We start from the raw sequence: 24,989 nt of genomic DNA on the forward strand, positions 1-24,989 counted from the left end.
CTGTGCGCCGTGACCCTGAGACGACCCTGTGACCGCGCTGGGAATCGCTCGGGCATCGGGTGAGAGTGCCCGGCACGCGGGTCCCCACCGACGGTCCGGGCAGGTCAGGAGATCGCGCCGACCACCGTGAGCACCAGTCCCAGCACCGCGAGGGCGGCCCCGCCGCGGGCCCACAGCCGCTGCGCGCGCCGGTCGGAGGCGGTCAGCTCGGCCTCGGTGCGGGTGGACAGCACGAAGGTCCCGCCGGAGTCCTGCGGCGGCCGGACCACCAGTGGCCCGTCGCGGTCGTCGACCTCGCCGAGGACGTACATCGCGACGCCGGGGCGCAGCACCCACTCCTGGTTGCGGTAGCCGACGGTCCGGTCCCCGCCCCGGCCCCGGTCGTCGGCCGGATCGAACCGGTCCAGCACCCGTTCCACCGGGTCCGGGTGCCGCCCGCCCGGGTCGACGCCGATGGTGTGCCCGTCGCGCAGCAGCGCCCAGCCGTGCGGGGACGTCCGCTCGGACACGGTCTCGGTGTGGGTCTGCGTCCGGGTGCGGCCCTCGTCGTCGCGCTCACGGCGCTCGAACCGGCGCTCGACCCGCTGCATGTGCCACACGCAGTCGACGCCCGCGAGGTCGGAGCGCAGCACCCCGACCGGGGCGGGCGCGGTCTGCCCGACGACCTCGCAGACCTTCCGGAACGTGCCCGGCCGCCCGGCGAGCTCCGCCGCGACGCCCGCGAGGTCGAGCAGCTCGGGCACCGACAGCGTCTCGGCAGCCATCATCGCGTGCACCCGGCGCTGGGTGCGGACCGCGACCCAGATGCAGGCGGCCCCGGCCAGCAGCGCGATGATCCCCACCCACAGCACGGGCGGAACCTAGCAGGTCAGGCGACCAGCTCCACGATCGTGGCGTTGGCGGTGCCGCCGCCCTCGCACATGGTCTGCAGCCCGTAGCGGATCCCGCGGTCGCGCATGTGGTGCACCAGCCGGGTCAGCAGCACGGTCCCCGACGCGCCCAGCGGGTGCCCGACGGCGATCGCCCCGCCGAGCGGGTTCAGCACGGCGTCGTCGGCGCCCAGCTCGGCCTGCCAGGCCAGCGGGACCGGCGCGAACGCCTCGTTCACCTCGAACGCGCCGATGTCGCCGATCGAGAGCCCGGAGCGCTTCAGCACCTTCTGTGTCGCCGGGACGGGCCCGGTCAGCATCCGCAGCGGGTCCGCGCCGGACACGGCCCCGGAGTGGTAGCGCACGATCGGGGTCAGGCCGAGCTCGCGGGCCCGCTCCGGGGTGGTCACGAGCACCGCCGACGCGCCGTCGGAGATCTGCGAGCTGTTCCCGGCGTGGATCACCCCGTCCGCGGAGAACGACGGCTTCAGCGCGGCCAGGGTGTCGACGGTGGTGCCACGGCGAAGGCCCTCGTCGGCGGTGAACCCGGGCGCTCCGGGCACGTCGACGAGCTGGTCGTCGAACACGCCGGCGTCGATCGCGGCGGCGGCGAGCTCGTGGCTGCGTGCCGCGTACTCGTCGAGCCGGGTCCGCGACAGTCCCCAGTCCCGGGCGATCCGCTCGGCGCCGACGCCCTGGTTGAAGTCCCCGTTCGGGAACTCCCCGGACTCCAGGTCGGCGCGGTAGCGCTCGCGCACCAGCGGCCCGTAGGGACGTCCCAGGTCGCGGCCCGCGCCCAGCGGCACCCGGGTCATCGACTCCACCCCACCGGCGACGACGACGTCGTACTGCCCGGCCAGCACCATCCCGGCCGCGAAGTCGAACGAGGACTGGCTCGACCCGCACGCGCGGTTCACCGTCACCCCGGGCACCGTCTCCGGCCAGCCCGCGGCCAGCAGCGCGTAGCGGCCGATCTGCGCAGCCTGGTCGCCGACCTGGTTCACACAGCCCCACACGACGTCGTCGACGACGGCGGGGTCGATCCCGGTCCGCTCGGCCAGGGCGCTCAGCACGGCGGCGGACAGGTCGACCGGGTGGACCTCGGCCAGGGACCCCTTCCGCTTCCCGATCGGTGTGCGGACGGCGGCACAGACGACGGCCTCGGGCATGGGGGTCCTCCTCGGTCACCGGTGACACGACTCGTTCGCGACGCTAAGCCATCGGAGGGGGTCGGCGCTGAGAGAGCGATCACAGCGCCGGATGCGCATCAGGTGTCGAGGCGCTCTGGATCGATGAGGTACCGTCTCCGGCGTACGCGAAGGGGAGTAGCTCCCAACGCTGCGCTCGACATACTGGTCCGCCTCGTACTCCGACGGCCGACCCGGGTGCAGCGGCCTGACCACCACCAGGCGAGCGAGACCTTCGATCCGGATACACCGGGTCGAGGGCACCCCAACCTCGGTCCGGTCGAGATCGAGGGATGGACATGGACGGATTCCTGATCGCGTTCGCGATCAGCTTCGGCGTCATCTTCGTGGCCGAGCTGGGCGACAAGTCGCAGCTCATGGCCCTCACGTTCGCGACGCGCTTCAACGCGATCCCGGTCCTGATCGGGATCACGATCGCCACCTCGGTGACCCACCTCGTGTCGGTCGCCGTCGGCTACGGCCTGGGCGCGTCGATCCCGACCGGCTGGATCGCGCTGGTCGCCGCGGTCGCGTTCCTGGCGTTCGGTGCCTGGACACTGCGCGGCGACAGCCTCTCCGAGGACGAGGAGGCGAAGGCCAAGCGGGCCGGCGGGTCCGCCGTCGTCGCCGCGTCGGTCGCGTTCTTCCTCGCCGAGCTCGGTGACAAGACGATGCTCGCGACGATCACCCTGGCCTCCCAGCACGGGACCCTCGCCGGGTCGATCGGCATCTGGGCCGGATCCACGGTCGGCATGGTCGCCGCGGACGGGCTGGCCATCGTCGTCGGGCGTCAGCTCGGCAAGCGGCTCCCGGAGCGGGCCATCTCGATCGGCGCCGCGGCCATGTTCTTCGTGTTCGGCGCCTGGCTGCTCTACGAGGCCGTCCCGCAGGTGTGGGGCGAGGACGCCTGGGGCCGCGTGGTCGACGTCGCCGGGCACCACGGGCTCGGCTGGGCCGCGCTGGTGCTGGGGGCCCTCGCCGTCGGCGCCGGGCTGTGGTTCCGCGGTCGTGCGCACCGCGCCCGCGGGGAGCGCAGGCTCGACGTCACCCGGACCCCGGGCAGCCCCGCCTGGTGGGCCCGCACGCTGTTCGTGCTGGCCGCGCTGCTCGGGTTCGGTGCACCGCTGCTGGTCGCCCTCGACGTGCTGCAGCCGATCTCGGTGCTGGCCCGGCCGGCGGTCGCCGTCGTCGGGGCGGGGCTGCTGCTGCTCGGTTTCGCCGTCGTCGCGGTCGCGATGCTGCAGCTCGGCACGGTGTGGCGCCGCTCGGCCACCGAGGCCGGAGCGGCCGCGGCCGGTGACCCGGACGCCGCACGACGCCCGGTGCTCGCCACCGGCGGGATCTACCGCCGCGTCCGTAACCCCGCCCTGACCGGCCTGATCGTCGGGTGCGCCGGGATGCTGTTCATGGCCCCGACCCTGCTCGGCGTGCTCGCCGGGGTGCTGATCCTCGTCGCGGTGCAGATCCAGGCCCGTGCGGTCTACGAGCCCGGCCTGGGCAGCGCACTGGGCGCCGAGTACGACGAGTACCGCGCCCGGACCGGCCGGTTCCTCCCGCGGGTCCGCACCGACCGCACCCCAGCGGGTGAGGGCGACCGCACGACCGTCGGCTGAGCGGCCCGCCGCGACGCCACTGCGGCGACGACACCGCCCGCCCCGGCGCGACCGGGGCGGGCGGTGTCGTCCGGGGGTCCGCAGGCGGGTCAGGAGTACCAGGTCGGCTCGGGCAGCTCGTCGCGCAGCACCCACGCCCCGACCTCGCGCCGCTTGTAGGCGACCGGGTCGTGCAGGGTGTGCGTGCGGACGTTGCGCCAGAACCGGTCGAAGCCCAGCTCCGTGGTCGTCGCGCGGGCCCCGAGGCCCTCGAAGATCCCCGAGGTGATCTCCAGCGCGACGTCGGTGGCACGCGCCTTCACCGCGGCGACCCGCACCTCGTGCCGGCCGCGCTGCTCGGCGGTGACGCCGTCGGCGTCACGGTGGATCACCTGCTGCTCCTGCGCGACGGCGTCGGCCAGCGCCTCCACCGCCCACAGCTTCGCGTGCAGGTCGCCGTAGAGGTCGAGCTGGTAGGGCTCGTCGACGGCGCGCTCGTGGCCCCCGTGGAGCCACGGCCGGGTCCGCTCGCGGGTGAAGCGCGCCGCGGTCTCGAGCGCCCCGCGGGCGATCCCGAGGTAGAACTCCACGAAGACGAGCTGGATGATCGGCACGTTGAGCGTGTTGTAGACCCGCGGCGTGAACACCCTGTCGGTGAACCCGGCGGCCGCCGCCCACGGCACCCGGACGTCGGTGATCGTGACGCTGCCGGACTCGGTGAGGCGCTGGCCGATGTTGTCCCAGTCGTCGCCGAAGACGATGCCCTCCTGGTGGCTCGGCACGATCGCGAAGACGTGGGTGTCGGTCCGCTCGATCACCCCCTCCAGCACGGTGACGTCGGAGACCCTGCTGCCGGTGGAGAAGGACTTGCGGCCGGAGTAGACGAGCTCGTCGCCCTCGTCGCGGATGGTCAGTTCGGCGTCGCGCGGGTTGACCGCGCCCCCGAAGAACCAGCGGTTGCGGGTGGCGTCGGCCTCGACCGCCGCGATCTGCTCGGGCGTCTCGACCAGCCGGGCGGCCCAGAACCAGAGCAGGTGGTAGCCGAGCAGCTGGCCGATGGAGCCGTCGCCCGCGGCGACCTCGCGGATCACCCGGTAGGCCAGCGGCCACTCCTGTCCGCCGCCCCCGTGCTCGACCGGCCCCAGGATGGTGACCAGGCCGGAGTCCTTGAGCAGGGCGACCTCGTCGTGCGGGGTGGCGCCCGCCTGGTCGCGGGCCGCGGCGTCACGCTCCAGGACACGGCGGACGTCGCGGGCCCGGGCCAGCCAGCCCGGGGCGTCGGTGGGCGTGGTGGACCAGTCGAGCGACTCGACGGTGGTGGGCTCGGAACGGTTCTCGGTCGTGGTCACGGTGTGTCTCCTCGTCGTCGGAGAAAGGTGTCCGGGCGCGGCGCCGCAGGATTCGGCGGATACGCGCGAAAGTGCGCACCGAATCGGCGGAGGAACGGTGGGCCCGGACGGGAGGGAACTGTCGGGGCGGTCACCGGCGACCGGGATCGCCGGCCGCGGCGCAGCTCAGGGAGCCTGCTCCGCGGGGATGCCGGTCAGCGACAGAGCGACGAGGTCACACGCGAGAGGTCGACGTGGCGTCGACGGGTGAGCTCGGTGAACAGCACGGCCCCAGTGTTCGGGGAGATCACGGTGGACGTCAACGGGACATTCCCGGGAATGGGACGCGGCGCGGGATGTCCGGTCAGGACGGGTCCCGGGAACGCGGACGGGCCCGGCGACGACGGTCGCCGGGCCCGTGCGGACGGTCTCGCTCAGACGGTGGTGAGCTGCGGCTCGCGGGCGGCCAGCTCGGCCTCCTTCTCGCGGATGATCGGCAGCACCTTCGCGCCGAAGTACTCGACCTCCTCCTGGAAGTGCAGGAAGCCGAGCAGCAGCAGGTTCGCGCCGCGCCGCTTGTACTCGATCGCGCGGTCGGCGATCTGCTCCGGGGTACCGATCAGCTGGGTCTTGAAGCCGTCGTTGTACTGCACGAGGTCCTCGAACGACGAGTCCGCCCACATGCCGCGCTTGTCGCCGGTGGAGTTGCCGGCCTGCTGGACGGCGTCGCGGAAGCCCTCGACGGCGGGCCGGTTGGCCTTCTCGATGATCTCGCGCAGGGTGTCCCGGGCCTCCTTCTCGCCGTCCCGGGCGATCATGAAGCCGTTGAGGCCGAACCGGACGGGCTGCAGCCGCTGGGCGGTCTTCGCGTGGCCGAGGACCTCCTCGACCTGCTCGGTGAAGCCGTCGTAGTCCTTGCCGTTGGAGAAGTACCAGTCCGACACGGTGCCGCCGTTGTAGCGGGCCGCGGTGGAGTTGCCGCCCTGGAAGATCTCCGGGTGCGGACGGCCGGGGACCTCGACCGGGCGGGGCTTGAGGTCGAAGTCGCGGATCCGGTAGAAGTCGCCGGCGAACTCGGCGCCGCCGTCGGAGGTCCAGATCTCGCGCAGCACCCGGATGAACTCGTTGCTGCGGCGGTAGCGCTCGTCGTGCTCGAGCCACGGCTGGCCCATCGCGGTGAACTCGGCCTTCAGCCAGCCGGAGACGATGTTGACCGCGAGCCGGCCGTTCGTCAGGTGGTCGGCGGTGGCGACCCACTTGGCCAGCACCGAGGGCTCCCACAGGCCGGGGTGGACGGCGGCGATCACCTTGAGCCGCTCGGTGGCCAGGCCCAGCGCGAGGGAGAACGCGGTGGCCTCGTGCTGGTGGTCGGCGCCGTAGCTGGCCATGTAGCGGATCTGGGACAGCGCGTACTCGAAGCCGTTGTTCTCGGCGGTCTGCGCCAGCTTCCTGTTGTACTCGAAGCCCCAGTCGGTGCGCTGTTCGATGGTGCTGGTGACCAGCCCGCCGGAGACGTTCGGGACCCAGTACGCGAACTTCAGCGGCTCCTGGATCCGGGTGTTGGGCGTGGTGGCGAGAGCTTCGGACACGGGAGACTCCTCGGGGGTGTGCCGGGCACGGCAGACGGACGCACGACGGCGCCGGAAAGAGGGGGAAGAGGGAGGAAACGGACCTGCGGTGACGCGATCAGCGACAGGCCTGGCTCACGACGACGAGGTTGTCGACGTGACGGCGTCGGGTCAGCAGGAAGCCGGTCACGCTTCCACCGAACCCGCGGTGCGAGTTGTTGTCAACCGGATGCCGGGGAGATCACCACGGGTCCTCACCGGTGGACCGGATCGACGCCGAGCAGGCCGTGCGCCAGCCCGCCGAGCAACCCCACGAGCCGGTGCTGGTCCAGGCCGCTGCGGAAGAACAGCGTCGACTGGATCGCGCCGACGCAGGCGTGCACCAGCACGCGCAGCTCGCCGTCGGACAGGTCCGGACGCAGCGGGGCGAGCACGTGCACCCAGTCCTCGACGTGGTGGCGCTGACGGCGCCGCAGGTCGCGGCGGGCCTCGGCGGGCAGGGTGTGGACCTCGCCGTAGTAGACGGCGAACTCGGTGCGGTTCTCGGTCACGAGCCGGATGTGGTCGGCCACCAGGACGGTCAGCGTCTCGCGCTCGGGGGTTCCCGCGGCCAGCGCCGCCGCCGCGGAGGCCTCCAGGCGGGCCATGCCGCGGTCGAGCAGGGCGAGCAGGACCGCCTCCTTGGAGGCGAAGTGCCGGTAGATCCCGGACCCGACGATGCCGGCCTCGGCGCCGATCTCGGCCATCCCGACGGTGTGGAACCCGCGACCGGCCGCGAGCCGGGCCGCCGCCTCGAGGATCCGCTCCCCGCGTTCCGGGTCGCGCCGCCGCGGGGGTCCCGCGGTTCCGGAGCTGGTTCGCGTCGGCATCTTTCCAGCATCGCATCCGCGCGGTACGGTCCGCCACAAGTGAACAACGGATCACTAGGGAGTCGGCGTGGACTTCACCGAGACCGACGAGGAACGCGATCTGCGGGCGGCCGTCGCCGCCATCGCGGCCTCCTTCGGCAGCGAGTACTACCTGCGGTGCGCCCGGGAGGGCAGGCACACCCACGAGCTGTGGAAGGCGATGGGGCAGGCCGGGTTCCTGGGCGTCAACGTCGCTGAGGAGCACGGGGGCGGTGGCGGCGGGCTCGTGGAGCTCTCCATCGTCTGCGAGGAGGCCGCGGCGCAGGGCGCCCCGCTGCTGCTGGTGCTGGTGTCCGCCGCGATCTCGGCCGAGGTGATCGGGGAGTTCGGCTCCGAGGAGCTGCGCCGTCGCTGGCTGCCCGGGCTCGCCGACGGCTCGACCAAGGTCGTCTTCGCGATCACCGAGCCGGAGGCGGGGTCCAATACCCACCGGATGGCGACCCGCGCCGACCGCGACGGCGACGACTGGGTGCTGAACGGCACCAAGCACTACATCTCCGGCACCGACGACGCCGAGGCCGTGCTGGTCGTCGCGCGGACCGGGAGGGCGCCGGACGGGAAGGCGCGCCTGAGCCTGTTCGTCGTGCCGGTCGACTCGCCGGGGCTGACCCGCACCCCGCTGCCGGTGGACCTCATCGCCCCGGACAAGCAGCACGTCCTGCACTTCGACGACGTCCGCGTCCCGGCGGGCAACCTGGTCGGCGCCGCGGGCGACGGGTTCCGCCAGGTCTTCCGCGGCCTCAACCCCGAGCGGATCACCGGCGCCGCGCTCGGCGTCGGCATCGCCCGGTTCGCGCTGGCCAAGGCGGCCGACTACGCCCGCACCCGGCAGGTCTGGGACACCCCGATCGGCGCCCACCAGGGCGTCTCGCACCCGCTGGCGCGGGCCCGGATCGACACCGAGCTCGCGGCGTTGATGACCCGCAAGGCCGCGTGGCTGCACGACCGCGGGATGCCCGCGGGCGAGGAGTCCAACATGGCCAAGTACGCGGCGGCCGAGGCGGCGACGCACGCCGTCGAGGCGGCCATGCAGACCCACGGCGGCAACGGTCTGGCCGGCGAGTACGGGCTGATCCCGTACTGGGGGATGGCCCGGCTCATGCAGGTCGCGCCGGTGAACCGCGAGATGATCCTCAACCACGTCGCCCAGCACGGGCTCGGACTGCCGAGGTCGTACTGATGGGTGCCGGCGAGCTCGACCGGAACCTGATCGGGCGGGTCAACGTCGCCGACGCACTCGGCCGCAGCGCCGCCGCCCGGCCGGGGCGGACCGCCGTCGTCGACGGGGAGCGGTCCTGGACCTACGCCGAGCTGGACGCCTGGGTGGACCGGCTGGCCCGCGGGCTCGCCGCGCGCGGCTGGGCCCGGGGCGACGCGCTCGCGCTGGCCTCGGGCAACAGCGCCGAGTTCCTCGCCGTCTACTACGCCTGCGCCCGCCTCGGCCTGGTCTGCGTGCCGGTGAACCTGGGCTGGCGTCCGGACGAGGTCGCCTACGTCCTGGGCCACTCCCGGGCCCGCGGGATCGTCGTCGAGGCGCAGCTGGTCGCGGCGCTCGCTCCGGCCTGGGAGCAGGTGCCCGCGGTGACCGAGGTGTTCGTCGCGCCCGGCACCGGCGGGCCGGCCGGCACCGGGGTCCCGCTGGCCGACGTCGAGACCGGGGAAGGGGACGGCGCCGGGCCGGTCGAGGTACTGGTCGAGGACCGGGACCCGCTGTCCTACCTGTACACCTCGGGGACGACGTCGTTCCCCAAGGGCGTCGTCACCTCGCACCTGGCGGTCACCCTGGAGTCGTTCTCCGCGGCGCTGGACTCGGGCTGGTCGGCGGCGGACAGCTTCCTGGCGATGATGCCGATGTTCCACACCGCGCAGCTCAACGCGTTCTGCACCCCGGCGGTGCTGGTCGGGGCGACGATCCACCTCTCCCCGGGGGTTCGAGCCCGCCGCGTTCCTCGACACCGTCGAGCGCGAGCGGATCACCCAGGTGTTCGGACTGCCGATGATGTACCGGGCGGCACTGGAGCACCCGTCGTTCGCCGGGCGGGACCTGTCGTCGCTGCGGCGCGCGGTGTACGCGATGGCGCCGATGCCCGAGCCGCTGATCCGGGCCTGCCTGGACGGCTTCGGCTGCGACTTCGCGCTGCTGTTCGGGCAGACCGAGATGAGCCCGTGCACCACCCTGTTCCGTCCCGAGCACCAGCTGACCCACATCGGTGCGGTCGGCACCCCGATCACCGGGGTCCGGGTCGCGGTCATGGACTCCGGCGGGACCCTGCTCGGCCCGGGGGAGGAGGGCGAGATCGTCTACCGCGGCCCGTCCACCATGAACGGCTACCTCGACGACGACGCCGCGACCGCCGAGGCGTTCCGGCACGGCTGGTTCCACTCCGGCGACGTCGGCCGGCTCGGCGAGGACGGCGTGCTGTGGTTCGCCGACCGGGTCAAGGACGTGATCAAGACGGGCGGCGAGAACGTGGCCTCGCTGGAGGTCGAGCGGGCCGTCTACGCGGCCGCACCGGACGTCGCGGAGGCGGTCGTGGTCGGGCTGCCGCACCAGCGGTGGAGCGAGGCGATCACCGCGGTGGTCGTGCCCCGGCCCGGCGCGACGGTCGACCCGGAGGCGCTGCTGGTCGCGCTGCGCGGGCACCTCGACCCCTACAAGGTCCCGAAGGCGGTGATCGTCGCCGACGAGCTGCCGCGCACCTCGACCGGGAAGATCCGCAAGAACGTCGTCCGCGAGACCCACGCCGGCCACTACGGGCCGCCCTAGCCGACGTGCACCACGGGGCGCCGGGCCACGTCGGGCTCGGCCTCCCGCAGGATCTCCCGGGTGATCGGGGCCACCTCGCCGACGCCGGTGAACAGGTACCGGCCGAAGTGGCGCACCGGGTTGCCCTCGGTCCAGTCGAAGTAGATGTGCGGGGCGCGGTCGCCGACGTCGCGCAGGTGCAGCAACAGCGCGGCGATCGCGTTCGGGACCGACGGCGCCGACGTCGTCAGCACCCGGTACGGGCCGCGACGCTCCCCGCGCACGGCGATGCCCGACTCGAACTCCGACGGGTCGGTGACGGTGACCTCGACCAGCACCACGCGGCCGGGGTCGGGGATGTGGTGGTCCTCGGTCTCCTCGGCCAGCTTCTCCCGGTACTCCTCGTCGCGGGCGACGCTGTCCCGTTCGCCGGGGCGGGGCTCGTGCGCGACCAGGCGCAGCGGCCTGCCGGAGCCGGAGCACTCGTCGAGGAACCCGCGGGCGGTGTCGTCGAGGGTGACGTCGGTGATGCGCAGCTCGAACGCGCGCAGGGTGCGCGACAGCAGCGACACCACCAGGATCCCGGCGATGAAGCAGGCGGCGATCTTCACACCCTCCGGCCGCTCGACGACGTTCGCCACCGTCGTGTAGGCGAACACGAGCGCGATCAGCGCGAACGCGACGACGACCGGGCGGCTCCCGGTGCGCCGCACCGACAGCGCGACGGCGACCGCCGCGGAGGTCATCAGCACCAGCACGCCGGTGGCGTAGGCCCCGCCCTGGGCGTCGACGTCGGCGTCGAACAGCCACGTGACGGCGAACGCGACGACCATCACGACCAGGACGAGCGGCCGTGCCGCCCGCGCCCAGGACGGCGCCATCCCGTAGCGGGGGAGGAACCGCGGCACCAGGTTGAGCAGGCCCGCCATCGCCGAGGCCCCGGCGAACCACAGGATCGCGATCGTGGACAGGTCGTAGACGGTGCCGACGACGTTCCCCAGGTCGCGGTGGGCCAGGAACGCCAGCGCCCGCCCGTTCGCCTGCCCGCCGGGGGCGAACTCCGGCTCGGGGATCAGCAGCACGGTCACGACGCTGGAGGTCACCAGGAAGGTGCTCATGACCAGCGCGGCGACGGTGAGCAGCCGCCGGGTGCCCGCGATCCGGCCCTCCGGGCGGTCCTCGGTGTCACCGTCGCGGCCGCGCACCAGCGGCATCACCGACACCCCGGTCTCGAACCCGGACAGGCCCAGCGCCAGCTTGGGGAACACGATCAGCGCGACCCCCACCATGAGCAGCGGGTCCGGGTAGCGGGACACGAGCAGCGCCGACCAGTCCGCGACGACGTGCGGCGCCGCGACGATCCGGACCAGCCCGTCCACCACGACGACGGCGTTGAGCACCAGGTAGACCGCGACCAGCGCGACCGCGATCCGGATGGCCTCGGAGAACCCGGCGAGGAACACCCCGCCGAGCAGCGCGAGCAGCAGCAGCGTGATCGGCACGTTCTGGCCCTGCAGGGCCGCGGGGGCCAGCGGGTTCTGCACCAGGTGCGCGGTCGCGTCGGCCGCGGACAGCGTCATCGTGATGAGGAAGTCGGTGGCCGCGAACCCGAGCAGGACCAGGACGAACACCTTCCCGCGCCACCCGGGCAGCAGCCGTTCCAGCATCGCGATGGAGCCCTCCCCGTGCGGGCTCTCCCGGGCGACGCGGCGGTAGACCGGCAGCGCACCCAGCAGCGTCACCGCCACCAGGACGAGGGTGGCGACGGGGGAGAGCACGCCGGCGGCCAGCGCCGCGATCCCCGGCTGGTAGCCCAGCGTCGAGAAGTAGTCGACGCCGGTCAGGCACATGACCTTCCACCAGGCGTGGCGCGGGTGCTCCGGTTCGGGCCGGGCGTGCGGGCCCTGCCGGTCGGGGCGGTGCGCGTCCTGCAGGAGCCAGGAGCCCACCCGGTTGCGGACCCGCCGCGGGGCCTCGGTGATCGCCACCGGCCCAGGATTGCGCTACGACACCGTCGGCGCCGCTCCTGCGGGCGGATCGTCCGGATCCGGTGGGGTGACGGTGGCCGCGTCGGTGCAGGCGAGCAGCGCGCCGGCGAGCGGGCCGTGCCCGGCGACGAGCTCGACGACCCGCGCGTCGTAGCCGCGGACCTCGAGGAACCGGGCGGCGTCGCGCTGCGGGTCCCCGGTCCGGCGGGCGACCGGCGAGTGCCCGATGGGGTGCAGCACCGCGGCCGTCATCAGCAGGTCCCGGTCGTGCCCGCCGTCCTCGGCGGCGGCGCGGGCCGCGATCGCCGCCCGCTGCGCGCGCTCCCACAGCTCCGGGCGTTGGTGGGCCAGCAGCGTCTCGGCGAGCGCGCGGGCGGCGTCGAACCCCATGACCCGATCCTGCCCCACCCCGCCGTGAGGTGATCCGCTGCGCGCGCGGTGATCCGTGCCGCGCGTGCGTCCGGACGCGCGCGGCGCGCGGATCACCGCGCGGACGACGACGCCCCGCGGCCGGTGCGGCCGCGGGGCGTGTCGGGGCACCGGCCGGGTCAGACCGTCTCGGACTCCCGGTCACCCCGCTGGGCGCGGACCGCGCGGAGCACGACCGGGGCGACCAGCAGGATCGCGATCAGCGAGTACACGACGATCGCGAGCGGGGTGGAGACCAGCGTGGTGACGTCGCCGTCGGCGATCTGCAGGGCGCGGCGCAGCTGCAGCTCCGCGTCCGGGCCGAGGATGACACCGATGATCGCCGGCAGCACCGGCAGCCCGAACCGGCGCATCAGGAACCCGATGCCGCCGATCGCGAGCAGCACCAGCAGGTCGACCGGCTGGCCGGACACCGCGTAGGCGCCGACGCAGGCGAAGAACAGGATGCCCGCGTAGAGGTACGGCCGCGGGATCCGGAGCAGCGTCGCCCAGGCCGGGGCCAGCGGAAGGTTCAGCACCAGCAGCATGACCAGGCCGATGAACAGGCTCGCGATGAGCGTCCAGACCAGGTCCGGCTCCTTCTGGAACAGCAGCGGGCCGGGCTGGATGCCGAACTGCTGGAACGCGGCGAGCATGACGGCGGCGATCGCCGTCGTCGGCAGGCCGAGGGTCAGCATCGTCGCCAGCGTCCCCGCCGACGACGCGCTGGCCGCGGACTCCGGCCCGGCGACGCCCTCGATGGCGCCCTTCCCGAACTGCTCCGGGTGCTTCGAGAGCTTCCGCTCGGTCACGTACGCCATGAAGGTCGACATCTCGGCGCCGCCGGCCGGGATCGAACCGAAGCCGAAGCCGATGAACGGGCCGCGCAGCCACGGCTTCCAGGTCCGCCGCAGGTCCTCGCGGCCCAGCCACGGACGGCCGACCGGGATGACCTCCTGCGTGCGTCGTCGCAGGTGGGCGGCCACCCACAGCGCCTCGCCGATCGCGAACAGCCCGACCGCGACGATGATGACGTCGATGCCGTCGGCCAGCTGCGGCACCCCGAAGGTGAGCCGCGGCTGCCCGGAGATCGGGTCGAGCCCGACCAGGCCGATCGTGAGGCCCAGGGCGAGCGCGGCGAACCCGCGGACCCGCGAGGCGCCCAGCACGCCGCTGACGGCGACGAAGGCCAGGACCATGATCGCGAAGTAGTCCGGGGCGCCGATGTCGACGGCCACCGAGGCGATCAGCGGGGCGACCAGGACCAGCCCGGTCACGCCGACGATGCCGCCGATGAAGTGCCCGATCGCGGCGGTGGCGAGCGCCTGGGCGCCGCGCCCGGACTTCGCCATCGGGTTGCCCTCGATGGCCGCCATCACCGAGGCGGACTCGCCGGGGGTGTTCAGCAGGATCGACGTCGTCGACCCGCCGAACATCGCCCCGAAGTAGATGCCGGCGAACATGATGAACGCACCGGTCGGGTCGAACGCGTAGGTCACCGGCAGCAGCAGTGCCACCGCCATCGCCGGGCCGATGCCCGGCAGCACGCCGATCGCGGTGCCGAGCAGCACCCCGAACGCGGCGAACAGCAGGTTCTGCGGGGTCAGCGCGTGCGCGAACCCGTTCATGAGCAGGTCGAACGTGCTCATCAGCCGAACACCCCCATCAGCGGGCCGCCCGGGAGGTCGACGCCGAGCACGGCGTCGAACAGCACCCAGGTCAGCAGCGAGACCGCGGCGGCGATGCCGAGGTCGCGGAGCACCGCGCGCGAGCCGAGCGCGTAGGTGGCGCCGGCGAACAGGACGGTCCCGGCGATCGGCCAGCCGGCGAGCGGGATGAGCGCCGCCGTCGCGGCGATCACCCCGGCCAGCATCCCGACCGTGCGCAGGTCCATGGCGGTGTCGAGGTCGACGTCCTCGCCGCCCTCGGCCTCGCCGCGGCCGCCGCGCAGGACGTCGACGGTCAGCAGCGCCGCGAGCACCAGCAGCGCCGCGCCGAGCACGAACGCGACGGTGCGCGGTCCGAGCGGGTCGGACGCGCTGCCGCCGCCGCCCTCGGCGAGGGTGTCACCGAGCACCAGCAGGCCGGTGAGGGCCAGCAGCACCGACACACCCAGCTCCGAGTGCTCCTTCCACCAGGAGCGAGCGGTCCCGGTGTCCCCGATGGTCGTCACGTCAGCCCCAGCCCGGTCAGTACCCGCTCGACGCGGGCGTCCTCGTCGGCCAGGAACCGGCCGAACTCCGGCCCCGGCAGGTACGCGTCCTGCCAGCCGTTGCGTGCCAGCACCTCGCGCCACTCCGGCGTCGTGTGCAGCTCGGCGTAGGCACGCTCCAGCTCGGCGACGCCCTCGGGGGCCAGCCCCGGCGGCGCGACGACACCGCGCCAGTTGGTGAACTCGACGTCGATGCCGGACTCACGCAGCGTCGGCGCGTCGAGGCCGGGGATCCGCTCGCCCGCGGTCACCGCGAGCACCCGCAGGTCGCCCGAGGCGATCTGGTCGGCGAACTCGCCGAGCCCGGACACCCCGAACGCGACCTTGCCGCCGAGGACCGCGGCGAGCAGCTCGCCGCCGCCGTCGTAGGAGACGTAGTTGACCGCGCGCGGGTCCACGCCGGCGCCCTCGGCCATCAGCATCGGGGCCAGGTGGTCCGGGCCGCCGGGGGAGGAGCCGCCGCCGACCGGGGTCTTCCCGGGGGCCGCCCGCCAGGCGGCCAGCAGGTCGCCCACGTTCCGGTAGGGCGAGTCACCGGGGACGACGACGATCTCGGTCTCCTCGGTGAGCCGCGCGATCGGTGTGGTCTGCTCGAGCGTGGCCGGCGAGTCGTTGGAGTACACGCTCCCGACCACGCCCAGGCCCATGCTCATCACGAGCCGGTCGTCGCCGGCCTCGTTGACGGTCCGGCCGAGCCCGACCGTGCCGCCCGCACCGGGCAGGTTGAAGACCTCGACCGACCCGGTCAGCCCGGCGTCCTCCATGGCCTTGGCCGCGCTGCGGGCGGTGACGTCGTAGCCGCCGCCGGGGGCGTTCGGGACCAGCATCCGCAGCCCGCGGAGCTGGGTGCCGTCGCCGCCGCCCCCGATCGCGCCCACCGCCGGCGGGACGAGGAGCAGGGCGGCCAGCACGGCCACCACCGTGCCGAGGAGAGGTCCGACCCGGGGCCGCGGCACGGGCGACGTGGGGTCGTCCGGCGGGGGCCGGTCCTGCGTTCGTGGAGGAGCCGTCTGAGGCATCTGCGTCCGATCTCACCGTTGCGAAGCGAACGCGTTGCAGTGTGCGGAGTCACCCCTCCGATGTCTCCGTAACGGCCACAACGGTCGTTGTGGTCGTTGCGGTCACCGCGGCCCGGGTCCGCGGGTCAGCGTGACCGCAGCCCCAGCTCGCCCAGGACGTGCTCCACCCGCTCGTTCTCGGCGGCGGTGAACCGGGCGAAGTCCGGGCCCGGGAGCCAGGCGTCGCGCCACCCGTTCGCGGCCAGTACCTGCCGCCACTCGGGGGTGTCGCGCATCGCGGAGACGGCGTCGGCCAGCGCGGCGCGGTCGGCGTCGGCCAGCCCGGGCGGCGCGACCAGCCCGCGCCAGTTGCTGAACTCCACGTCCACCCCCGACTCGCGCAGCGTCGGCACGTCGAGGCCGGGTACCCGCTCGCCCGCGGTCACCGCGAGCACCCGCAGGTCACCGGACCCGATCTGGTCGGCGAACTCGCCCACCCCGGACACCGCGAAGGCCACCTCGCCGCGCAGCACCGCCGCGAGCAACGGCCCCCCGCCCTCGTAGGACACGTAGCGGACCCGGGCGGGCGCGATGCCGGTGCCCTCGGCGAGCAGCATCGTGGCGAGGTGGTCCGGCCCACCGACGCTCGAGCCGCCGCCGACGGTGATCCCGCCGGGGGCGGCGCGCCAGGCGTCGAGCAGCGCGCGGACGTCGCGGTAGGGCGAGTCCGCGGGCACGACGACGATCTCCGACTCCTCGACCAGCCGCGCGATCGGCGTGGTGCCGGTGAGCGAGAGCGGGGTGTCGCGGGACGCGGTCGCCCCGACGATCCCGAGCCCCATGCTCATCAGGAGCCTGCCGTTGCCCGCCTCGCCCTCGACCCGGCCGAGCCCGGCGATCCCGCCGGCACCGGACAGGTTGAACACCTCGACCGGGCCGGCGATCCCGGTGTCGGACAGCACCTTGGCCGCGCTGCGGGCGGTGACGTCGTAGCCGCCGCCGGGTGGGTTGGGGACCAGGATGCGCAGGTCGGACAGCGGCCGCGGCCCGTCGGTCAGCACGATCGGGACGACGACCGCGGCGAGGGCCAGCACGAGCACCACGATCAGCGAGACGACCGGACCCCGGCGGGCGCGGCGGGGGATCGGTGCCCCGCCGGGCCGCGTCACCGTCCCCGCCATGCCCACCCGCCCGTCGCCGTGCCGCCGCAGGTGAGTCTGCGCGTCCGCGGCCGGGCCGGTCCACCGAGGGTGAGCCGCGCGACGCGTCGTGGTCCCACCGCCTCGCGTGGCCGCCGCCGTCGCCGCACGTCCTACGCTGGGCGCATGCGACGGCGCGCCGGGGGGACGGGTGGACCGCTGGCCCGCCAGTTCCTCGTCTGGCAGCTGGTGGTCGTGGTCGTGCTGCTCGGCGCGGTCGCGGCGCTGGCCGCCGTGCAGTCCTCGGAGTCGTTCCGCGAGACCCAGGGACGCCGGATGCTGTCGGTCGCCGAGGACGTCGCGTCCGTACCGACCGTGCGCGAGGCGTTGCAGACCCGCCGCTACGACCTGCTTCCGTCGTTCGCCCGCAGCGCGGAGAACCTGTCCGGGGCCGACGAGATCGAGATCGTCGACGCCGGTCTGGTCGTGCGCACCTCACCGGACCCGTCCCGGGTCCGGCAGCGGTTCGACCCCGGTGCCAGCACCGCGCCGCAGGGCCGGGCCTGGGTCGGCAACCCCGACGGGCGCACCGTCGTCGCCCAGGTGCCGGTGATCGACGACCGCGGCGCCGTCGCCGGACTGGTGTCGGCCGGGATCCGCGCCCCGTCGCTGTGGGAGTCCCTCTCCGGGGCCCGCGCGGAGACCGGCGCGCTGCTGGGGCTGGCCCTGGGCGTCGGCGTCCTCGGGTCGCTGCTGCTCGCCCGGCGGGTCCGCCGCCAGACCCTCGGCCTGGAGCCCGACGAGATCGTCGAGCTGGTGCAGCGCCGCGAGGCGATGCTGCTCGGCATCAAGGAGGGCGTGGTCGGGCTGGACACCGCCGACCGGATCACCCTGCTCAACCCGGTCGCCCGCGAGCTGCTGGAGCTGCCCGGCGCCCGCGAGGGCGACGCCGTCGCCGACCTCGGCCTCGACGACCGGCTCCGCGAGGTCCTCACCGGTGCCGCCGACGGCGAGGACCAGCTCGTGCTGCGCGACACCCGGGCCCTGGTGCTCAACCGCCGCCCGGTCCGCGTCGACGGCCGCGACGTGGGCGCCGTGGTGACCCTGCGGGACCGCACCGAGCTCACCACCCTGCAGCACCGGCTCGACGCCTCGCACACCGTCACCGACACCCTGCGCGCCCAGGCCCACGAGTTCTCCAACCGGCTGCACACCATCGCCGGGCTCACCGAGCTCGGCGAGCACGACGAGGTGCGCCGGTTCGTCGCCGGGATCGTCGCCGCCTCGGAGGGGTGGCGCCGCGAGGTCACCGCCAGCGTCGGCGACCCGGCGACGGCCGCGCTGCTCGTCGCGAAGAACAGCCAGGCCGCCGAGCGCGGCGTCGAGCTGGCCCTGGACCCGGAGTCCCGGCTCGACCCGACCGACCCCGACCACGACCCGGACCTGTCCGCCGACCTCGTGACCGTGCTCGGCAACCTGATCGACAACGCGATCGACGCGACCGCCGGGCGGGACGGCCCGCGCCGGATCGAGATCGGGCTCGCCGGCGGCGGCGACACCGACGGCGACGAGGTCTGGGTCGAGGTCCGCGACTCCGGCCCCGGGATCGCCTCCGAGCTGGCCGAGGAGGTGTTCCGGGCCGGCTACTCGACCAAGGCCGCCGAGATCGGCGGCCGCGGGCTAGGCCTGGCCCTGGCCCGGCAGGCGTGTCTGCGCCGGGGTGGCACCATCGCGGTGCGGCCGGCGCCGGCGGGCCGGGCCGGTGCGGTGTTCGAGGCGGTGCTGCCGGTGGCGCCGACGGGGGTGCGGGTGTGAGGGTCCTGGTCGTCGACGACGACTTCATGGTCGCGAAGGTCCACTCCGGCTACGTGGAGCGGATCGAGGGCTGCACCGTGGTCGGCGTCGCGCACAACGGCGCCGACGCCCTCGACGCCGCCGCCCGGCTCCGCCCGGAGCTGGTGCTGCTCGACGTCTACCTCCCCGACATGTCCGGCCTCGAGGTGCTGACGCGGCTGCGCACCGGGGCCGCCGACGACCCGTTCGTGCTGGTCGTGACCGCCGCCGACGACTCCGACACGGTCGCCGCCGCCCTGCACGGCGGCGCGCTGCACTACCTCGTCAAGCCGTTCGACTCCGCCGCGCTCGCCGCCCAGGTGCACCGCGCGACGCGGATCCGGCGCGACCTGGACCGGGTCCGCGACCAGTCCGACATCGACCGGCTCTTCGGCGGCACCGGTGCCGCCCCGGCCCGCACCCCCGGCGGCCCGGAACGGATGCCGAAGGGGCTGACCACCCCGACCGCGGAGCTCGTCGCGGGCACCCTGCGCGCGCACTCGGGTACCGACGCGGAGGCGGACCTGTCGGCGACCGAGTGCGCCGAGGCCACCCGGCTGTCCCGGGTCAGCGCGCGCCGCTACCTGGAGCACTTCGTGTCGACCGGGCAGGTCACCGTACGGCTGCGCTACGGCGGCACCGGCCGCCCGGAACGCCGCTACCGCTGGGTCGGCTGACCGGCCCCCCGCAGCGGCTCCGCGTACGGTGCCGCCGGTTCGGCCTCCGCCTGCGGTGCCGCCGGCTCGGCCCCCGCCTGCGGTGCCACTGGGTCGGCCTCCGCCTGCGGTGCCACTGGGTCGGCCTCGGCCTCGGCCTCCTCGGCCTCGGCGGCGTGCTCCAGCAGGACCGCCGCGATCGGCTCGCACAGCAGGTCCGGCAGGGCGTGCCCCATCCCGTCCACCGTGACGAGTTGCGCGGCCGCCCCGATCCGCGCCGCCAGGTGGTCGGCGTGCGGCGGCGGGTGCACCGGGTCCTCCGGCGCCTCGACGACGAGCGTCGGCACCGTGACCGAGCCCAGCTCGGCGCCGCGGTCCAGCCCGTCGGGATCGGCCTGGGCGTGCGCGGTGCACGGCTCGACCCGCCCGGTGTGGTCCATGATCCGCCGCTCCCGCGCGGTGAACTCCGCGGTGTCGAACGGCAGCACCCCGCCGGAGACGCGTCGCCAGTACTCGACCCGCCAGGCCAGCTCCCCGGCCTCGTCACGCGGATCGCCCAGCTCCTGCCACATCCGCTGCACGTCCCGGGTCGGGCCGGGCAGGTCGGCGTCGCCGGTGTCGAGCGCCGCGGTGCACAGCAGCGTCGCGCTGACCATGCGGTGCGGCGCGTCGAGCGCGAGCAGCTGGACCAGCGTCCCGCCCATCGACATCCCGACCAGGTGCGCCCGGTCGATCCCGCAGCCGTCGAGCACCGCGAGTGCGTCGGTCGCCAGGTCGGCGACGGCGTAGGGCCGATCCTCGAACGCGTGGGTCGAGCGGCCGGTGTCGCGATGGTCGTAGCGGACCACCCGGTGCCGCTCCCGCAGCACCTCGACCAACGCGTCCGGCCAGCCGTACCCGGCCGAGCCCGCCCCGTTCACCAGCAGCACCGGCGCCGCCGGCGTCGGCCGGTGTGCGGGCAGGTCCTGCACCCAGAGGGTCACGCCCGGCTCGGTCTCGACCTCGCGTACGGTGCCGGCGATCTCCACATGCGCAGGCTGCCAGACCGGTGACGACCCGCCTCCGCCGACCGGGCCCTGCCCGGAACGCGCGACGGCCCGGTCCGCACAGTGTGCGTACCGGGCCGTCGCGAGGAGCTGGGGGAAGGTCAGCCGACCTTCTCGATCAGCGCGGCGCGCTGACGGTCGCCGAGGCCGGCGGCACGGCGCGACACGTCGATGCCGGCCTCCTCCATCACCTTGGAGACCTTCGCCGGGCCCCAGCCCGGGACGCTCTTGAGCAGGTCCGCGACCTTGGTCTTCCCGACGATCTGGTCGGTCTTCGCGCGACCCAGCACCGCGGGGATGGTCTCCTCGCCGCTGGCGATCTTGTCGCGGAGCTCCTTGCGGGCGGTACGGGCCGCAGCCGCCTTCTTGAGCGCCTCGGCGCGCTGCTCCGGGGTCAGGGTGGGCAGAGCCATCGCTGACAACTCCTCTCGGTTCACGCACCCCGCTCACCGGGGTGGACTGCCATCTCCGATCGCGGTACAGACTGGCAGAGACATCGCCACGACCTGCGGGAACCCCCTCCTCAGGGCGTGTCGGCCCTGTTCGGGGCCGTCCGTGGCGCTGCTCACCGCACCCGGGCGACCGCCCGTCGCACGGCGCGGGGTCGGGACTGTTGCCGCAGGTCAGCGGCATGAAACCGCGGAAGCGGTGACGATGGGCTCACCGTTCGAGCACGGAGCGCAGTCCCGTGACGTCCCAGAGGGTCCGGACCTCGTCGATCCGGCCCTGCCGCACCCGCACCAGCTGCACCGCCAGCACCTCCGCCGCGCGTCCGGTGGGGGCGAGCCCGGGCACCAGCCACGGCAGCTCCCGGTCGTGGGTGAAGCCGACGCGGACCTCGTCGACCACCCGGCGGACGTCGACGGTGCGCGACACCCGGGTCCGGGTCAGCCCGGACGGCCGGGCCGCGGCGAGGGCGGCCAGGTGCGCGGCGACCGCGTCCCGGCCGTGGCCCCCGGCGCCGGTCGGCAGCTCGGTCCAGCTCACGTCGGTGGCCAGCGCGGCCGTCGCCGGGCCGGGGTCGCCCGCGGCGTAGAGCGCGTCGGCCGCGGTGTCCCAGAGCCGTGCGATGTCGCGCATCAGGACCTGCATCGCCGGGGTCACCGGATCACGGTGCCACGCCCCGGCCCACCCCCGCACGCGACGACGCCCGGGGGCACGTGCCCCCGGGCGTCGGTCGTGGTGCGTGGGCCGGCTCAGGCCGTGGCGGCCGGGCTCCCCTCGGGCGCGGGCGGCGTGCCGGGCGACACCCGCGGGTCCAGCTCGGCGCGCTCGTCGGTCTTCTCACCCAGCGGCTTCTCCGGGTCGACCGCCTTGTCGTAGGAGGCGGTGACGCTGATCAGCCGGTGCCCGCGGAAGCGGGCGTAGCGCAGCGACCGCAGCCAGTTGTAGAGCGTGCCGAAGCGGTTGCCCCAGCCGATCAGGAACATCACGTGCACGTAGCACCAGATGAAGTACCCGAGCCAGCCGGTGAGCTTGATGCCGCGGACGTCGGCGACGGCCTCGCGGGCGCCGATGGTGGCCATCGAGCCCTTGTCGAAGTACTTGAACGGGGCCGGGGTGGTGTCGTCGCCCTTCGCCCGTGCCTTGATCAGCTTGCCGACGTAGGTGCCCTGCTGCATCGCGACCTGCGCGACGCCGGGCAGCCGGTCGATGGTGGAGACCATGTCGCCGATCGCGAACACGTCGCGGCGGTCCGGCAGGCTGCAGTCCGGGTCCACGGTGAGACGGCCCGCGCGGTCCACCTCGCCGCCGGAGGCCTTCGCCAGCAGCTCGCCCAGCGGCGACGCCTGGACGCCCGCGGCCCACACCTTGGTACGGGCGGTGATGCGCTCCTCGCCGTTCGGGCCCTTCACCGTGATGGAGTCGGCGTCCATCCCGGTCGCCATGGTGTTCAGGCGGACCTCGATGCCCTTCTTCTCCAGGGTCTTGCGGGTGTAGTTCTGCAGCTTCTTCGCGAACGGCGGGAGCACCGCCGGCGCCGCGTCGAGCAGGATGATCCGCGCGGAGCGGGTGTCGATCGACCGGTACTCACGCGGCAGCACGTACTGCGCCAGCTCGGCGAGCTGACCGGCGAGCTCGACGCCGGTGGGGCCGGCGCCGACGACCACGAAGGTCATCCACGCCTGCTTCTCCTCCTCGGTCGTCGCGACCTCGGCGAGCTCGTAGGCACCCAGGATGCGCGAGCGCAGCAGCCGGGCGTCCTCGATCGACTTCATGCCGGGCGCGTGCTCGGCCCACTCCGGGTGCCCGAAGTAGGCGTGCGTGGCGCCCGCGGCGACGACGAGGGTGTCGTAGGGCAACACGATCCGCTGCCCGTCCGGCGCGGCCGCGTGGACGACCTTGGCCTCGAGGTCGATGTCGCCGACCTCGGCGAGCAGGGTGCGCACGTTGCTCTGCTTCTTCAGCACCCGGCGCAGGGCCGGGGCGATCAGGCCGGGGGACAGGATGCCCGTCGCCACCTGGTAGAGCAGCGGCTGGAAGAGGTGGTGGTTCGTACGGTCGACGATCGTCACGTCGACATCGGCGCCCTTGAGCGCCTTGGCGGCCTGCACACCGCCGAACCCTCCGCCGACGATCACGACCTTGTGCCGGCCCTGCCGCTCGTCGTGCTCTGCCGTGCTCACCTGAGTCCGCCCCTTGTCGGTCGGTCCTGGCGCGGCGTCACCGCGCACCTGCTCGATGGCCGGTGTCGGTCCCCGCCTCCGGACCCTGAGTCCTGGTGTCGGCGGTGGACGGCGGCCGTCCTGGCCGGTCTCCGACCGTACGAACCCACGGCCGCCGGGGCAATTCGGATCGCCCCGGAAACGCCTTTCAGAGTCCGAACTCACACGGTGGGGGAGCGGAAGCCGGGATGCGGGTGCACACGACCGTGCGACGATGGAGCCCATGTGCGGGATCGTGGCTGCGTTCGGTGGACCCACGGCGTGGCCGGGCGGTGAGCCCGCCGACCCCGGGAAGTACGAGCGGATGCTCGCCCGGGTGGCGCACCGCGGCCCCGACGACACCGGCGTGCAGGTCGTGGGGAACACCTGGCTCGGGCATCAGCGCCTGTCGATCATGGACGTCAGCGGCGGGCACCAGCCGATGTCCGACGTCGCCCGCACCGCGTGGATCGTCGGCAACGGCGAGATCTACAACCACGAGCGCATCGCCAAGGCGTTCCCGGACGGCACGGTGCGCACCAAGTCCGACACCGAGGCCGCGCTGCACGCGGTGATGTGGGACGGCCAGGCCGCGGTCGCCTCCCTGAACGGCATGTTCGCCGTCGCCATGGGGCGTACCGACGGCGCCGGGCTCGTCGCCAGGGACCCGTTCGGCGTGAAGCCGCTGTACTGGGTGCCGCCGACCGAGACCGGTGGCGATGACGTCCCCTACACCGCGCCGGACCCCTCGGAGACGGTGCTGTTCGCCAGCGAGCTCCGCGCGTTCGACCCCGAGGACCGCCCGTACGTGCGCTCGTTCCCGCCCGGCTGCCTGTGGAGCCCGTCGTCGGGGCTGGTGCGGTTCGCCGACGCCGTGCCGGTCGAGGTCCGCCCGGCACGCCGCGCGATCCGCCCCGGCTGGGACGACGCGGACCTGTCCCGGGTGCGCGAGGCCGTGGTGTCCGCGGTCCGTCGCCGGATGATGTCCGACGTCGGTGTCGGCGTCTTCCTGTCCGGTGGCCTGGACTCGGCGCTGGTCGCGGCCATCGCCGCGCAGGAGGCCCGGGCCCGCGGCGAGCAGCTGCCCACCTTCGCCGTCGGGACCGCCGAGTCCGGTGACCTGATCGCGGCCCGCAAGGTCGCCGCGCACATCGGGTCGGACCACCACGAGATCCTGGTGACCCCCGAGGACATCGCCGAGGCCCTCGACCACGCCGTCGAGGTCATCGAGCACTACGACCCGGCCCTGGTCCGCAGCGCGGTGCCCAACCTGATCCTCGCCCGCGAGGCGGCGAAGAAGGTCAAGGTCGTGCTCACCGGGGAGGGCGCCGACGAGCTGTTCGCCGGTTACTCCTACGTCCACGGTCCCGAGTACGCCGACCCGGACACCCTGCAGGCCGAGCTGGTCCGCTCGCTGGAGCAGCTGCACCACCTCAACCTGCAGCGCTGCGACCGCACCACCATGTACTTCGGCCTGGAGGCCCGCGAGCCGTTCCTGGACTCCGGCCTGGTCCGGGCCGCGCTGGCGCTGCCGCCGGAGTGGAAGCAGTGCCCGGACGGCCGCCCCGAGAAGGCGGTCCTGCGCGAGGCGTTCGAGGGCTGGCTGCCCGAGGACCTGCTGTGGCGCGGCAAGGAGCAGTTCGGCGACGGCTCCGGCGCCGGCACCGTGCTCGCCGAGCTGGCCGCCCGCAAGGCCGCCGCCGCAGCCGACGCCGGGGAGACCGACGGGGTGCCCGAGCATCCGTCCGACTCCTGGCCGCTGCGCAGCGAGGAGGAGATCCTCTACCACGGGATCTGGCGCTCCCACTTCGACGGGATCCGGCCGGACCACGTGCTCGGGGCGTTCGCGACGGCCTGAGCCGCAGG

At 74.1% G+C, this 24,989-nt stretch carries 22 protein-coding genes and 1 pseudogene; 7 read left to right on the top strand and 16 right to left on the bottom strand.

The genetic code is table 11. The features are described 5' to 3' along the window. Window positions 1–104: 104 nt before the first annotated feature. The gene (locus tag ZF1_RS06770; protein WP_482636767.1) at window positions 105–851 is read right to left on the bottom strand and encodes an E3 ubiquitin ligase family protein; all 747 of its coding nucleotides are present in this window, start codon (window positions 849–851) and stop codon (window positions 105–107) included. Window positions 852–868: 17 nt separating this feature from the next. Further along, window positions 869–2,038, bottom strand: a complete 1,170-nt coding sequence (locus ZF1_RS06775) for a thiolase family protein (RefSeq protein WP_482636768.1) — start codon at window positions 2,036–2,038, stop codon at window positions 869–871. 317 nt (window positions 2,039–2,355) lie between these two features. Between ZF1_RS06775 and ZF1_RS06780 the strand changes: the two genes are divergently transcribed. Next, a complete protein-coding gene (locus ZF1_RS06780) occupies window positions 2,356–3,669 on the top strand; it encodes a TMEM165/GDT1 family protein (protein ID WP_482636769.1) in 1,314 nt (437 codons plus the stop codon). Window positions 3,670–3,758: 89 nt separating this feature from the next. On the opposite strand, the gene ZF1_RS06785 is transcribed toward ZF1_RS06780, so the two are convergent. From ZF1_RS06785 to ZF1_RS06800, 4 genes are all read right to left on the bottom strand, one after another. Next, complete coding sequence (locus ZF1_RS06785) at window positions 3,759–4,997, bottom strand: acyl-CoA dehydrogenase family protein (protein WP_482636770.1); 1,239 nt, start codon at window positions 4,995–4,997, stop codon at window positions 3,759–3,761. A gap of 194 nt (window positions 4,998–5,191) precedes the next feature. Next, complete coding sequence (locus tag ZF1_RS06790; RefSeq protein WP_357546205.1) at window positions 5,192–5,287, bottom strand: putative leader peptide; 96 nt, start codon at window positions 5,285–5,287, stop codon at window positions 5,192–5,194. 123 nt (window positions 5,288–5,410) lie between these two features. Further along, window positions 5,411–6,529, bottom strand: a complete 1,119-nt coding sequence (gene sfnG, locus ZF1_RS06795) for a dimethylsulfone monooxygenase SfnG (protein ID WP_482638680.1) — start codon at window positions 6,527–6,529, stop codon at window positions 5,411–5,413. A 269-nt stretch (window positions 6,530–6,798) separates the two neighbouring features. Beyond that, window positions 6,799–7,413 (bottom strand): TetR/AcrR family transcriptional regulator, encoded by a 615-nt coding sequence (locus ZF1_RS06800; protein WP_062400803.1) that lies wholly within the window; start codon window positions 7,411–7,413, stop codon window positions 6,799–6,801. A 67-nt stretch (window positions 7,414–7,480) separates the two neighbouring features. Between ZF1_RS06800 and ZF1_RS06805 the strand changes: the two genes are divergently transcribed. The 3 genes and pseudogenes from ZF1_RS06805 (at window position 7,481) to ZF1_RS06815 (ending at window position 10,219) form a co-directional block, all read left to right on the top strand. Continuing rightward, entirely contained in the window at window positions 7,481–8,632 is a 1,152-nt protein-coding gene (locus tag ZF1_RS06805) for an acyl-CoA dehydrogenase family protein (RefSeq protein ID WP_482636771.1), read from the top strand. After that, a pseudogene (locus ZF1_RS06810) lies at window positions 8,632–9,727 on the top strand (AMP-binding protein); the annotation flags it as partial. The gene ZF1_RS06805 and the pseudogene ZF1_RS06810, both read left to right, overlap by 1 nt. Before the next feature lie 45 nt (window positions 9,728–9,772). After that, window positions 9,773–10,219, top strand: a complete 447-nt coding sequence (locus ZF1_RS06815) for an AMP-binding enzyme (RefSeq protein ID WP_482638681.1) — start codon at window positions 9,773–9,775, stop codon at window positions 10,217–10,219. Here ZF1_RS06815 and ZF1_RS06820 read toward each other — a convergent pair. From ZF1_RS06820 to ZF1_RS06845, 6 genes are all read right to left on the bottom strand, one after another. Continuing rightward, a complete protein-coding gene (locus ZF1_RS06820) occupies window positions 10,216–12,186 on the bottom strand; it encodes an APC family permease (protein WP_482636772.1) in 1,971 nt (656 codons plus the stop codon). The two genes, ZF1_RS06815 and ZF1_RS06820, sit on opposite strands and share 4 nt — an antisense overlap. Before the next feature lie 15 nt (window positions 12,187–12,201). Further along, window positions 12,202–12,576, bottom strand: a complete 375-nt coding sequence (locus ZF1_RS06825; protein WP_482636773.1) for a hypothetical protein — start codon at window positions 12,574–12,576, stop codon at window positions 12,202–12,204. Between the two features lie 158 nt (window positions 12,577–12,734). Then, window positions 12,735–14,243: a tripartite tricarboxylate transporter permease gene (locus ZF1_RS06830; protein WP_482636774.1), complete on the bottom strand. Its 1,509-nt coding sequence runs from the start codon at window positions 14,241–14,243 to the stop codon at window positions 12,735–12,737. Beyond that, a complete protein-coding gene (locus ZF1_RS06835; RefSeq protein WP_482636775.1) occupies window positions 14,243–14,767 on the bottom strand; it encodes a tripartite tricarboxylate transporter TctB family protein in 525 nt (174 codons plus the stop codon). Before ZF1_RS06835 ends, ZF1_RS06830 begins: the two co-directional genes overlap by 1 nt. Then, window positions 14,764–15,726, bottom strand: a complete 963-nt coding sequence (locus ZF1_RS06840; protein ID WP_482636776.1) for a Bug family tripartite tricarboxylate transporter substrate binding protein — start codon at window positions 15,724–15,726, stop codon at window positions 14,764–14,766. Before ZF1_RS06840 ends, ZF1_RS06835 begins: the two co-directional genes overlap by 4 nt. A 224-nt stretch (window positions 15,727–15,950) precedes the next feature. Continuing rightward, entirely contained in the window at window positions 15,951–16,985 is a 1,035-nt protein-coding gene (locus tag ZF1_RS06845) for a Bug family tripartite tricarboxylate transporter substrate binding protein (protein ID WP_482636777.1), read from the bottom strand. Window positions 16,986–17,129: 144 nt separating this feature from the next. Between ZF1_RS06845 and ZF1_RS06850 the strand changes: the two genes are divergently transcribed. Then, window positions 17,130–18,758 (top strand): sensor histidine kinase, encoded by a 1,629-nt coding sequence (locus ZF1_RS06850; RefSeq protein ID WP_482636778.1) that lies wholly within the window; start codon window positions 17,130–17,132, stop codon window positions 18,756–18,758. After that, a complete protein-coding gene (locus ZF1_RS06855; RefSeq protein WP_073575477.1) occupies window positions 18,755–19,453 on the top strand; it encodes a response regulator in 699 nt (232 codons plus the stop codon). The genes ZF1_RS06850 and ZF1_RS06855 overlap by 4 nt, the downstream gene beginning before the upstream one ends. Here the strand turns inward: ZF1_RS06855 and ZF1_RS06860 are convergent. From ZF1_RS06860 to ZF1_RS06875, 4 genes are all read right to left on the bottom strand, one after another. Further along, window positions 19,435–20,460: an alpha/beta fold hydrolase gene (locus tag ZF1_RS06860; RefSeq protein WP_482636779.1), complete on the bottom strand. Its 1,026-nt coding sequence runs from the start codon at window positions 20,458–20,460 to the stop codon at window positions 19,435–19,437. The two genes, ZF1_RS06855 and ZF1_RS06860, sit on opposite strands and share 19 nt — an antisense overlap. A 119-nt stretch (window positions 20,461–20,579) precedes the next feature. Continuing rightward, window positions 20,580–20,891 carry an integration host factor, actinobacterial type gene (mihF, locus tag ZF1_RS06865; protein ID WP_020621796.1) on the bottom strand — a complete coding sequence of 104 codons (312 nt, stop codon included), beginning with the start codon at window positions 20,889–20,891 and terminating at the stop codon, window positions 20,580–20,582. Between the two features lie 247 nt (window positions 20,892–21,138). After that, window positions 21,139–21,582: a nuclear transport factor 2 family protein gene (locus ZF1_RS06870; RefSeq protein WP_251785388.1), complete on the bottom strand. Its 444-nt coding sequence runs from the start codon at window positions 21,580–21,582 to the stop codon at window positions 21,139–21,141. A gap of 92 nt (window positions 21,583–21,674) precedes the next feature. Then, complete coding sequence (locus ZF1_RS06875; RefSeq protein ID WP_482636780.1) at window positions 21,675–23,105, bottom strand: NAD(P)/FAD-dependent oxidoreductase; 1,431 nt, start codon at window positions 23,103–23,105, stop codon at window positions 21,675–21,677. Between the two features lie 253 nt (window positions 23,106–23,358). Between ZF1_RS06875 and asnB the strand changes: the two genes are divergently transcribed. After that, window positions 23,359–24,981 (top strand): asparagine synthase (glutamine-hydrolyzing), encoded by a 1,623-nt coding sequence (gene asnB, locus ZF1_RS06880; RefSeq protein ID WP_482636781.1) that lies wholly within the window; start codon window positions 23,359–23,361, stop codon window positions 24,979–24,981. Window positions 24,982–24,989: the final 8 nt, after the last annotated feature.

The organism is Pseudonocardia sp. ZF1 (assembly GCF_056835605.1).